The following is a 10,527-nucleotide window of genomic DNA, read 5'->3' as shown; positions in this document are numbered from 1 at the left end:
GTCTTCAAAATCTCCGTCAGAATCAGTATCTACATTTGTAAGATCATCAGGATCATCTGAAACATCAGAAACATTAAGGTAAATACATTTCCTTGAGAATCTGTAGTTTGAGCAGTAACCGTTTGCCGAGTTTAATTATTTGTCCATTGGCAATATCACTTTGCTGTAAGTGAATAAATCAAAAGATGCAGTCCCTATATTCACCTGGATTCAAGGTAGCTGGTACTACTGTAAATTAGTCACTCCAATTGTTGTATCATTAATACTTGCATTTGTCACAACAGTGTTTCCAGTATTCTGAACTGTAAATGAATAAGTTAACAATATCACCGACATTCTGCTATACCGTTACCATTACTATCGGTATATGAGTCGCTTTCGCGAAAAGCGAGATTAGGAGAGCTCAAATCTACGAATGTAGGGTCCTCTTCATCACCGTCACTATCTATGTCTTGACCAGTAAGATCGTTAGGATCATCAGAGTCATCGGAAACATTTCCTAGGACTCGTACCATTTGAATCCAAAGCCTCACCAGTAGCAGTTTGCCGTGTTTATTATGCTACCGTTTATTAATATCACTTGTGTTAACGTGTAGTTTGTAGTACAACATTACTAACGTCACCTGCATTTAACACAGAAGGAGTAATCACTAATCCTGACACACCAATAATTGCATCATCAATTACAATATTCTGGGACTTGTACATTTCCATTATTAGTAACAGTAAAGGAATATGTTAATTGTATCACCTGCACAATAAATCCATTTCCATTAACATCTGCGACCGCGCTAGCAACCTTATCTAAGCTTAAGTTAGGTTCTGGTGTTTGGAAACCATCTGCAGGTTCGCCTACACTTGTACCTGCTGCAAACATTAGTTGTTGTAGGATCAGTACCAGCTGTTTGGACCTCGTTCCATTTGGTAGGGTCGTCTCATCAATATTTGATGTGGTAACTCCTGCTGGAACAACAACCGACCAACTACCATCAGGATTCGTAATAACTTGCTTGTGTTGTACCATCCGAGTTAGTTATATCGATTGTAACTCCTCCTATTCCAAGTTCGCCTGCATCCTGAACACCATTACCATTTTCATCATCAAAATACAACACCATTTAAGATACCGCCTGCCGTTAAATTAGTTATGGTAGGATCATCAGGATCAGTGTCAGCATTCTTGGGTTAACGTTTGCTGGATTATTAGGATCATCACTATCATCGCTAACAGGACCTGCTGGATCACCATTAGGATCTATCGAACCACCATCAACAAACTGCGGTGTTGGATTACTAACCTGCAGCAATATCCGAAGACGTTAAGGTGTAAACTTGATCTACTATAGTACCTGTTTGACCAGGTAGTAACGTAGACGGTGTTACAATAGCATTAATTAAATCCAATCGTATTATCATTTATTACCAAGTTCTCGACTTGAACATTACCATTGTTAATTACGGTAAAGCTATATGGTGATAGTGTCTCCTGCATCGGTAATACCATTACCATTAGTATCAACTTACGCCTCCGCTAGTTTTTTCAAGGGGCAAGATTTGATTCAACTATAAGTTATCCGTTGTTCTCCTCCGTTACTGTAGTTCCGCCACTACTGTTACATCCGTAGGATCAGTTCCTTCCTGTTTGTACGAAACCTACTGGTAGATCTGCATCATCGATATCTACGCTTGCTGTGCCTGGTGCTGCTACTTGAGCCGTGTAAGTTCCTGTTGCATCCGTTCTGAACGGTTACTGCTTGACCATGCACTGTCCGTAATTCGTAACTTCTACGTTTCTATGCCTGGCTCACCTGCATCTTGTGTCCGTTTCCGTTTACATCATTATAAACTACTCCTGTTACCGTGCCTGGTACATTGAATCCGTTGGTCTTCTTCTGTCGTTGTTGCTCCAGCCGTTTACTGTTACATCCGTAGGATCAGTTCTTCTGTTTGTACAAAATCCTTACTGGTAGATCTGCATCATCGATATCTACGCTTGCTGTGCCTGGTGCTGCTACTTGAGCCGTGTAAGTTCCTGTTGCATCCGTCTGAACGGTTACTGCTTGACCTGCACTGTCCGTAATCGTAACTTCTACGTTTTCTATGCCTGGCTCGCCTGCATCTTGTGTCCCGTTTCCGTTTACATCATTATAAACTACTCCTGTTACCGTGCCTGGTACATTGAAATCCGTTGTCTTCTTCTGTCGTTGTTGCTCCAGCCGTTTACTGTTCATTCGTAGGATCAGTTCCTTCTGTTTGTACGAAACTACTGGTAGATCTGCATCATCGATATCTACGCTTGCTGTGCCTGGTGCTGCTACTTGAGCCGTGTAAGTTCCTGTTGCATCCGTCTGAAACAGTTACTGCTTGACCTGCACTGTCCGTAATCGTAACTTCTACGTTTTCTATGCCTGGCTTCGCCTGCATCTTGTTCCCGTTTCCGTTTACATCATTATAAACTACTCCTGTTACCGTGCCTGGTACATTGAATCCGTTGTCTTCTTCTGTCGTTGTTGCTCCAGCCGTTACTGTTACATCCGTAGGATCAGTTCCTTCTGTTTGTACGAAACCTACTGGTAGATCTGCATCATCGATATCTTACGCTTGCTGTGCCTTGGTGCTGCTACTTGAGCCGTGTAAGTTCCTGTTGCATCCGTTCTGAACGGTTACTTGCTTGACCTGCACTGTCCGTAATCGTAACTTCTACGTTTTCTATGCCTGGCTCGCCTGCATCTTGTGTCCGTTTCCGTTTACATCATTATAAACTACTCCTGTTACCGTGCCTGGTACGTTGATCCGTTGTCTTCTTCTGTCGTTGTTGCTCCAGCGTTACTGTTACATTTCGTTAGGATCAGTTCCTTCTGTTTGTACGAAACTACTGGTAGATCTGCATCATCGATATCTACGCTTGCTGATGCCTTGGTGCTGCTACTGAGCCGTGTAAGCTCCTGTTGCATCCGTCTGAACGGTTACTGCTTGACCTGCACTGTCCGTAATCGTAACTTCTACGTTTTCTATTGCCTGGCTCGGCCTGCATCTTGTGTCCCGTTTCCGTTTAACATCATTATAAACTACTCCTGTTTACCGGCCTGGTACATTGAATCCGTTGTCTTCTTCTGTCGTTGTTGCTCCAGCCGTTTACTGTTACATTCGTAGGATCAGTTCCTTCTGTTTGTACGAAACTTACTGGTAGATCTGCATCATCGATATCTTACGCTTGCTGTGCCTGGCGCTGCTACTTTGGAGCCGTGTAAGCTCCTGTTGCATCCGTCTGAACGGTTACTGCTTGACCTGCACTGTCCCGTAATCGTAACTTCTACGTTTTCTATGCCTGGCTCGCCTGCATCTTGTGTCCCGTTTCCGTTTACATCATTATAAACTACTCCTGTTACCGTGCCTGGTACATTCGAATCCCGTTGTCTTCTTCTGTCGTTTGTTGCTCCAGCCGTTACTGTTACATCCGTAGGATCAGTTCCTTCTGTTTGTACGAAACCTACTGGTAGATCTGCATCATCGATATCTACGCTTGCTGTGCCTGGCGCTGCTACTTGAGCCGTGTAAGTTCCTGTTGCATCCGTCTGAACGGTTACTGCTTGACCTGCACTGTCCGTAATCGTTAACTTCTACGTTTCTATGCCTGGCTCGCCTGCATCTTGTGTCCCGTTTCCGTTTACATCATTATAAACTACTCCTGTTACCGTGCCTGGTACATTGAATCCGTTGTCTTCTTCTGTCGTTGTTGCTCCAGCCGTTACTGTTACATTCCGTAGGATCAGTTTCCTTCTGTTTGTACAAATCCTACTGGTAGATCTGCATCATCGATATCTACGCTTGCTGTGGCCTGGCGCTGCTACTTGAGCCGTGTAAGTTCCTGTTGCATCAGTCTGAACGGTTACTGCTTGACCTGCACTGTCCGTAATCGTAACTTCTACGTTTTCTATGCCTGGCTCACCTGCATCTTGTGTCCCGTTTCCGTTTACATCATTATAAACTACTCCTGTTACCGTGCCTGTACGTTGAATCCGTTGTCTTCTTCTGTCGTTGTTGCTCCAGCCGTTACTGTTACATCCGTAGGATCAGTTCCTTCTGTTTGTACGAAACCTACTGGTAGATCTGCATCATCGATATCTACGCTTGCTGTGCCTGGCGCTGCTACTTGAAGCCGTGTAAGCTCCTGTTGCATCCGTCTGAACGGTTACTGCTTGACCTGCACTGTCCGTAATCGTAACTTCTACGTTTTCTATGCCTGGCTCGCCTGCATCTTGTGTCCCGTTTCCGTTTACATCATTATAAACTACTCCTGTTACCGTGCCTGGTACATTGAATCCGTTGTCTTCTTCTGTCGTTGTTGCTCCAGCCGTTACTGTTACATCCGTAGGATCAGTTCCTTCTGTTTGTACGAAACCTACTGGTAGATCTGCATCATCGATATCTACGCTTGCTGTGCCTGGCGCTGCTACTTGAGCGTGTAAGTTCCTGTGCATCCGTCTGAACGGTTACTGCTTGACCTGCACTGTCCGTAATCGTAACTTCTACGTTTTCTATGCCTGGCTCGCCTGCATCTTGTGTCCCGTTTCCGTTTACATCATTATAAACTACTCCTGTTACCGTGCCTGGTACATTGAATCCGTTGTCTTCTTCTGTCGTTGTTGCTCCAGCCGTTACTGTTACATTCGTAGGATCAGTTCCTTCTGTTTGTACGAAACCTACTGGTAGATCTGCATCATCGATATCTACGCTTGCTGTGCCTGGCGCTGCTACTTGAGCCGTGTAAGTTCCTGTTGCATCCGTCTGAACGGTTACTGCTTGACCTGCACTGTCCGTAATCGTAACTTCTACGTTTTCTATGCCTGGCTCGCCTGCATCTTGTGTCCCGTTCCGTTTACATCATTATAAACTACTCCTGTTACCGTGCCTGGTACATTGAATCCGTTGTCTTCTTCTGCGTTGTTGCTCAGCCGTTACTGTTACATCCGTAGGATCAGTTCCTTCTGTTTGTACGAACCTACTGGTAGATCTGCATCATCGATATCTACGCTTGCTGTGCCTGGCGCTGCTACTTGAGCCGTGTAAGTTCCTGTTGCATCCGTCTGAACGGTTACTGCTTGACCTGCACTGTCCGTAATCGTAACTTCTACGTTTTCTATGCCTGGCTCGCCTGCATCTTGTGTCCCGTTTCCGTTTACATCATTATAAACTACTCCTGTTACCGTGCCTGGTACGTTGAATCCGTTGTCTTCTTCTGTCGTTGTTGCTCCAGCCGTTACTGTTACATCCGTAGGTTCAGTTCCTTCTGTTTGTACGAACCTACTGGTAGATCTGCATCATCGATATCTACGCTTGCTGTGCCTGGTGCTGCTACTTGAGCCGTGTAAGTTCCTGTTGCATCCGTCTGAACGGTTACTGCTTGACCTGCACTGTCCGTAATCGTAACTTCTACGTTTTCTATGCCTGGCTCACCTGCATCTTGTGTCCCGTTTCCGTTTACATCATTATAAACTACTCTGTTACCGTGCCTGGTACATTGATCCGTTGTCTTCTTCTGTCGTTGTTGCTCCAGCCGTTACTGTTACATCCGTAGGATCAGTTCCTTCTGTTTGTACAAATCCTACTGGTAGATCTGCATCATCGATATCTACGCTTGCTGTGCCTGGTGCTGCTACTTGAGCCGTGTAAGTTCCTGTTGCATCCGTCTGAACGTTACTGCTTGACCTGCACTGTCCGTAATCGTAACTTCTACGTTTTCTATGCCTGGCTCGCCTGCATCTTGTGTCCGTTTCCGTTTACATCATTATAAACTACTCCTGTTACCGTGCCTGGTACATTGAATCCGTTGTCTTCTTCTGTCGTTGTTGCTCCAGCCGTTACTGTTACATTCGTAGGATCAGTTCCTTCTGTTTGTACGAAACCTACTGGTAGATCTGCATCATCGATATCTACGTTGCTGTGCCTGGTGCTGCTACTTGAGCCGTGTTAGTTCCTGTTGCATCCGTCTGAACAGTTACTGCTTGACCTGCACTGTCCGTAATCGTAACTTCTACGTTTTCTATGCCTGGCTCGCCTGCATCTTGTGTCCCGTTTCCGTTTACATCATTATTAACTACTCCTGTTACCGTGCCTGGTACATTGAATCCGTTGTCTTCTTCTGTCGTTGTTGCTCCAGCCGTTACTGTTACATCCGTAGGATCAGTTCCTTCTGTTTGTACGAACCTACTGGTAGATCTGCATCATCGATATCTACGCTTGCTGTGCCTGGTGCTGCTACTTGAGCCGTGTAAGCTCCTGTTGCATCCGTCTGAACGGTTACTGCTTGACCTGCACTGTCCGTAATCGAACTTCTACGTTTTCTATGCTGGCTCGCCTGCATCTTGTGTCCCGTTTTCGTTTACATCATTATAAACTACTCCTGTTACCGTGCCTGGTACATTGAATCCGTTGTCTTCTTCTGTCGTTGTTGCTCCAGCCGTTACTGTTACATTGGTAGGATCAGTTCCTTCTGTTTGTACGAAACCTACTGGTAGATCTGCATCATCGATTTCTACGCTTGCTGTGCCTGGTGCTGCTACTTGAGCCGTGTAAGCTCCTGTTGCATCCGTCTGAACGGTTACTGCTTGACCTGCACTGTCCGTAATCGTAACTTCTACGTTTTCTATGCCTGGCTCGCCTGCATCTTGTGTCCCGTTTCGTTTACATCATTATAAACTACTCCTGTTACCGTGCCTGGTACATTGAATCCGTTGTCTTCTTCTGTCGTTGTTGCTCCAGCCGTTACTGTTACATTCGTAGGATCAGTTCCTTCTGTTTGTACGAAACCTACTGGTAGATCTGCATCATCGATATCTACGCTTGCTGTGCTGGCGCTGCTACTTGAGCCGTGTAAGCTCCTGTTGCATCCGTCTGAACGGTTACTGCTTGACCTGCACTGTCCGTAATCGTAACTTCTACGTTTTCTATGCCTGGCTCGCCTGCATCTTGTGTCCCGTTTCCGTTTACATCATTATAAACTACTCCTGTTACCGTGCCTGGTACATTGAATCCGTTGTCTTCTTCTGTCGTTGTTGCTCCAGCCGTTACTGTTACATCCGTAGGATCAGTTCCTTCTGTTTGTACAAATCTACTGGTAGATCTGCATCATCGATATCTACGCTTGCTGTGCTGGCGCTGCTACTTGAGCCGTGTAAGTTCCTGTTGCATCCGTCTGAACGGTTACTGCTTGACCTGCACTGTCCGTAATCGTAACTTCTACGTTTTCTATGCCTGGCTCGCCTGCATCTTGTGTCCCGTTTCCGTTTACATCATTATAAACTACTCCTGTTACCGTGCCTGGTACATTGAATCCGTTGTCTTCTTCTGTCGTTGTTGCTCAGCCGTTACTGTTACATTCGTAGGATCAGTTCTTCTGTTTGTACGAAACCTACTGGTAGATCTGCATCATCGATATCTACGCTTGCTGTGCCTGGCGCTGCTACTTGAGCCGTGTAAGTTCCTGTTGCATCAGTCTGAACGGTTACTGCTTGACCTGCACTGTCCGTAATCGTAACTTCTACGTTTTCTATGCCTGGCTCACCTGCATCTTGTGTCCCGTTTCCGTTTACATCATTATAAACTACTCCTGTTACCGTGCCTGGTACGTTGAATCGTTGTCTTCTTCTGTCGTTGTTGCTCCAGCCGTTACTGTTACATCCGTAGGATCAGTTCCTTCTGTTTGTACGAAACTACTGGTAGATCTGCATCATCGATATCTACGCTTGCTGTGCCTGGTGCTGCTACTTGAGCCGTGTAAGTTCCTGTTGCATCCGTCTGAACGGTTACTGCTTGACCTGCACTGTCCGTAATCGTAACTTCTACGTTTTCTATGCCTGGCTCGCCTGCATCTTGTGTCCCGTTTCCGTTTACATCATTATAAACTACTCCTGTTACCGTGCCTGGTACATTGAATCCGTTGTCTTCTTCTGTCGTTGTTGCTCCAGCCGTTACTGTTACATCCGTAGGATCAGTTCCTTCTGTTTGTACGAAACCTACTGGTAGATCTGCATCATCGATATCTACGCTTGCTGTGCCTGGTGCTGCTACTTGAGCCGTGTAAGTTCTGTTGCATCCGTCTGAACGGTTACTGCTTGACCTGCACTGTCCGTAATCGTAACTTCTACGTTTTCTATGCCTGGCTCGCCTGCATCTTGTGTCCCGTTTCCGTTTACATCATTATAAACTACTCCTGTTACCGTGCCTGGTACATTGAATCCGTTGTCTTCTTCTGTCGTTGTTGCTCCAGCCGTTACTGTTACATCCGTAGGATCAGTTCCTTCTGTTTGTACAAATCTACTGGTAGATCTGCATCATCGATATCTACGCTTGCTGTGCCTGGCGCTGCTACTTGAGCCGTGTAAGTTCCTGTTGCATCCGTCTGAACGGTTACTGCTTGACCTGCACTGTCCGTAATCGTAACTTCTACGTTTTCTATGCCTGGCTCGCCTGCATCTTGTGTCCCGTTTCCGTTTACATCATTATAAACTACTCCTGTTACCGTGCCTGGTACATTGAATCGTTGTCTTCTTCTGTCGTTGTTGCTCCAGCCGTACTGTTACATCCGTAGGATCAGTTCCTTCTGTTTGTACGAAACCTACTGGTAGATCTGCATCATTGATATCTACGGTAGCATCGCCAGATAAAACTGTTGCAGTGAATTGACCACTTGCATTCGTTTGAACCGTTACTGGATCACCATTTGTAGGAGTAATAACTACATCAACATTAGAAAGAAGAACATCTCCAGTATCAAAAGTTCCATTACCATTAACATCATTATATACAACTCCTTCAAGGTTACCTGAACCTAATATAGTTTCGGTAATATCATCCTCTGTATTACCGTCGCCATCGTTACCGTCATCAGAAACATCTGAAATTGGATCTCATTATCATCAACTGCATTGGCAATAGCTTGATTATCTACTTGACCTGAATTAATATCTTGTTGATTAATCGTATAAACCGCTGTAAAGGTAGCAGAGGCTCCTGGTCTTAAATCAATAGCATCTCCTTCACCATCTTCATTGGTTCCTCCCGATTGATAAGCTGGAGTAGGCAAAGGTGTGTTTGTACCTGTAAATAGTCCGGCAGACTCTGAAACCGTTACATCAAAAGCAAAACTAGAACCTATATTTTGAACTATATAGGTATAACTAATAACTCCTGTTGCAGGATCAAATGTACTTGTTTTAGTAATTTCTAACTGAGTTGAACAAGCTTCTGCGAAACAGCTTCGAGAAAATCTGGTGTCCGTTAGAATTTAAATCTGCTGGTTCGGTATAACCTTCTCCTGATTCACCGCTAGTAACAAGACCATTACTACTGTTCACTGTTTCAGGAGCTAAATTACCAAGGATTCCATCTTCCTGCGCTTTCGCGAAAGCATCAATAAAACCAGCTTCTACAGTATCAGAACATCCATCACCATCGGAATCTGGATCTAAATGATTAGGAATACATCTCCATCTAAATCTGGGCATTGATAATTACTACAGTTGGTTCACCACGAAGTCATCTATAACACATTCATCGAATTGAACACTATAGAATCTACTTTGTGCAGCATTAATATTTTTTGTTACACCAATTACATATTCAAATTGATTAACATCTTGACGCTGGAAGAATACTTTATATCTCGCATCGGTATCTATAGGCTCAATCGGAGCAGAACCAGTCCCGTTTGCTCTAAATTGAGTTACTCCACCAGTAAGATTTGTTGCAATAATATTCGTAGGATTATTTAATGAATAACCCACTAAATTCCTTAATCTATAGAATTCTCTAATTCTACCTGACCCGTCGCTGTCAACATCCTGAATAAATCCACTAATTCTATTAACAACAGTAAGATTAGTAGTTCCAGCATCTACCAATTGAACATTGAAGGTAACTGTTAAATCACCAGAGGATGCTGCAGAATAATTAATTACAGGCTGCCATGCATTTGCATCACCAGAAGCGTTATCAATAGAATTTAATGTTGCTCCAGTAGATCTTTGTGTAATTTCAACAATAGCATCAATTCCTGCGCGAACTCCAGAAAATCTGTATCTAGCTCCTACTTGACCTGCCGTACCTGAGATTAACGTACCTCCATTAAAATTGTAAGTTTGACCAGTACAAGTTGTAGAATTATCTGTGTAAAACTCAAAACCTTCTGTGATATCGGTAATTCCGTCATTATCATCATCTAAGTCATCTCTATCTACAACTCCATCACCATCTTCGTCATTTGGTAAACTGCGATCCCTGAAGTCTACATTACCTCCAGAATTTAAATCGCCATCGGTATCTGGTAAGTTAGCAGTATCATCTATATTACCATTAGGATCAGCATAGGTAGGTGTTTGATCAACTGCATCGTCCAAACCGTCATTATCGGAATCATTACCTGATAAAGTTAATCCAGCTTCAACAGTATCATTACCACCTTGATTGTCAGAATTTAGATCCAGATAATCAGGTAGGTCCACCGTATCTGTATTTACTGGCAATAAT

General features: G+C 44.2%; 14 protein-coding genes and 10 pseudogenes. All 24 read right to left on the bottom strand.

Annotated features, from left to right (window positions below; translation table 11 throughout):
- Positions 1 to 326 precede the first annotated feature (326 nt).
- Entirely contained in the window at positions 327 to 533 is a 207-nt protein-coding gene (locus tag BST93_RS00345; protein ID WP_146104954.1) for a hypothetical protein, read from the bottom strand.
- Between the two features lie 146 nt (positions 534 to 679).
- Positions 680 to 1,024 (bottom strand): hypothetical protein, encoded by a 345-nt coding sequence (locus BST93_RS00340; protein WP_105017662.1) that lies wholly within the window; start codon positions 1,022 to 1,024, stop codon positions 680 to 682.
- Positions 990 to 1,118 (bottom strand): SdrD B-like domain-containing protein, encoded by a 129-nt coding sequence (locus tag BST93_RS00335; RefSeq protein WP_105017661.1) that lies wholly within the window; start codon positions 1,116 to 1,118, stop codon positions 990 to 992. The genes BST93_RS00340 and BST93_RS00335 overlap by 35 nt, the downstream gene beginning before the upstream one ends.
- 27 nt (positions 1,119 to 1,145) lie before the next feature.
- Positions 1,146 to 1,307: a hypothetical protein gene (locus BST93_RS14110; RefSeq protein ID WP_181072501.1), complete on the bottom strand. Its 162-nt coding sequence runs from the start codon at positions 1,305 to 1,307 to the stop codon at positions 1,146 to 1,148.
- Between the two features lie 627 nt (positions 1,308 to 1,934).
- On the bottom strand, positions 1,935 to 2,231 hold the full coding sequence (locus BST93_RS00330; protein ID WP_105017660.1) for an SdrD B-like domain-containing protein: 297 nt from the start codon (positions 2,229 to 2,231) through the stop codon (positions 1,935 to 1,937).
- A 966-nt stretch (positions 2,232 to 3,197) separates the two neighbouring features.
- On the bottom strand, positions 3,198 to 3,515 hold the full coding sequence (locus BST93_RS14790; RefSeq protein WP_373420721.1) for an SdrD B-like domain-containing protein: 318 nt from the start codon (positions 3,513 to 3,515) through the stop codon (positions 3,198 to 3,200).
- Positions 3,516 to 3,812: 297 nt separating this feature from the next.
- Positions 3,813 to 4,019: an SdrD B-like domain-containing protein gene (locus tag BST93_RS14785; protein WP_105017668.1), complete on the bottom strand. Its 207-nt coding sequence runs from the start codon at positions 4,017 to 4,019 to the stop codon at positions 3,813 to 3,815.
- Positions 3,998 to 4,180, bottom strand: a complete 183-nt coding sequence (locus tag BST93_RS14000; RefSeq protein ID WP_146104953.1) for a hypothetical protein — start codon at positions 4,178 to 4,180, stop codon at positions 3,998 to 4,000. Before BST93_RS14000 ends, BST93_RS14785 begins: the two co-directional genes overlap by 22 nt.
- Positions 4,116 to 4,481 carry an SdrD B-like domain-containing protein gene (locus BST93_RS00320; RefSeq protein ID WP_105017659.1) on the bottom strand — a complete coding sequence of 122 codons (366 nt, stop codon included), beginning with the start codon at positions 4,479 to 4,481 and terminating at the stop codon, positions 4,116 to 4,118. The genes BST93_RS14000 and BST93_RS00320 overlap by 65 nt, the downstream gene beginning before the upstream one ends.
- A pseudogene (locus BST93_RS14780) lies at positions 4,420 to 4,866 on the bottom strand (SdrD B-like domain-containing protein); the annotation flags it as partial. The pseudogene BST93_RS14780 and the gene BST93_RS00320, both read right to left, overlap by 62 nt.
- Positions 4,867 to 4,964: 98 nt before the next feature.
- A pseudogene (locus BST93_RS14775) lies at positions 4,965 to 5,189 on the bottom strand (SdrD B-like domain-containing protein); the annotation flags it as partial.
- Positions 5,190 to 5,266: 77 nt separating this feature from the next.
- Complete coding sequence (locus BST93_RS14770) at positions 5,267 to 5,557, bottom strand: SdrD B-like domain-containing protein (protein WP_105017666.1); 291 nt, start codon at positions 5,555 to 5,557, stop codon at positions 5,267 to 5,269.
- Positions 5,558 to 5,933: 376 nt separating this feature from the next.
- A pseudogene (locus BST93_RS14765) lies at positions 5,934 to 6,089 on the bottom strand (SdrD B-like domain-containing protein); the annotation flags it as partial.
- A gap of 80 nt (positions 6,090 to 6,169) precedes the next feature.
- Positions 6,170 to 6,364, bottom strand: a complete 195-nt coding sequence (locus tag BST93_RS00295; RefSeq protein WP_105017658.1) for a hypothetical protein — start codon at positions 6,362 to 6,364, stop codon at positions 6,170 to 6,172.
- Positions 6,345 to 6,671, bottom strand: a pseudogene (locus BST93_RS14760) (SdrD B-like domain-containing protein); the annotation flags it as partial. The gene BST93_RS00295 and the pseudogene BST93_RS14760, both read right to left, overlap by 20 nt.
- 166 nt (positions 6,672 to 6,837) lie before the next feature.
- A pseudogene (locus BST93_RS14755) lies at positions 6,838 to 6,996 on the bottom strand (SdrD B-like domain-containing protein); the annotation flags it as partial.
- A 142-nt stretch (positions 6,997 to 7,138) separates the two neighbouring features.
- Positions 7,139 to 7,297 (bottom strand): annotated as a pseudogene (locus tag BST93_RS14750) (SdrD B-like domain-containing protein); the annotation flags it as partial.
- A gap of 76 nt (positions 7,298 to 7,373) precedes the next feature.
- Positions 7,374 to 7,598: pseudogene (locus BST93_RS14745) on the bottom strand (SdrD B-like domain-containing protein); the annotation flags it as partial.
- A gap of 76 nt (positions 7,599 to 7,674) precedes the next feature.
- Entirely contained in the window at positions 7,675 to 8,040 is a 366-nt protein-coding gene (locus BST93_RS14740) for an SdrD B-like domain-containing protein (protein WP_105017664.1), read from the bottom strand.
- 26 nt (positions 8,041 to 8,066) lie between these two features.
- Positions 8,067 to 8,201, bottom strand: a pseudogene (locus BST93_RS14735) (SdrD B-like domain-containing protein); the annotation flags it as partial.
- A gap of 77 nt (positions 8,202 to 8,278) precedes the next feature.
- A pseudogene (locus tag BST93_RS14730) lies at positions 8,279 to 8,503 on the bottom strand (SdrD B-like domain-containing protein); the annotation flags it as partial.
- A 327-nt stretch (positions 8,504 to 8,830) separates the two neighbouring features.
- Entirely contained in the window at positions 8,831 to 9,184 is a 354-nt protein-coding gene (locus tag BST93_RS00255; RefSeq protein ID WP_444850715.1) for a CLIPPER-2 domain-containing protein, read from the bottom strand.
- Between the two features lie 31 nt (positions 9,185 to 9,215).
- Positions 9,216 to 9,506 (bottom strand): hypothetical protein, encoded by a 291-nt coding sequence (locus tag BST93_RS00250; protein ID WP_105017656.1) that lies wholly within the window; start codon positions 9,504 to 9,506, stop codon positions 9,216 to 9,218.
- Positions 9,507 to 9,515: 9 nt separating this feature from the next.
- Positions 9,516 to 10,527: pseudogene (locus BST93_RS14100) on the bottom strand (hypothetical protein); the annotation flags it as partial.

The sequence above is a fragment of the Nonlabens tegetincola genome (genome assembly GCF_002954355.1).
GTDB lineage: Bacteria > Bacteroidota > Bacteroidia > Flavobacteriales > Flavobacteriaceae > Nonlabens > Nonlabens tegetincola.
This window is presented reverse-complemented; position numbering and strand designations above follow the sequence as displayed.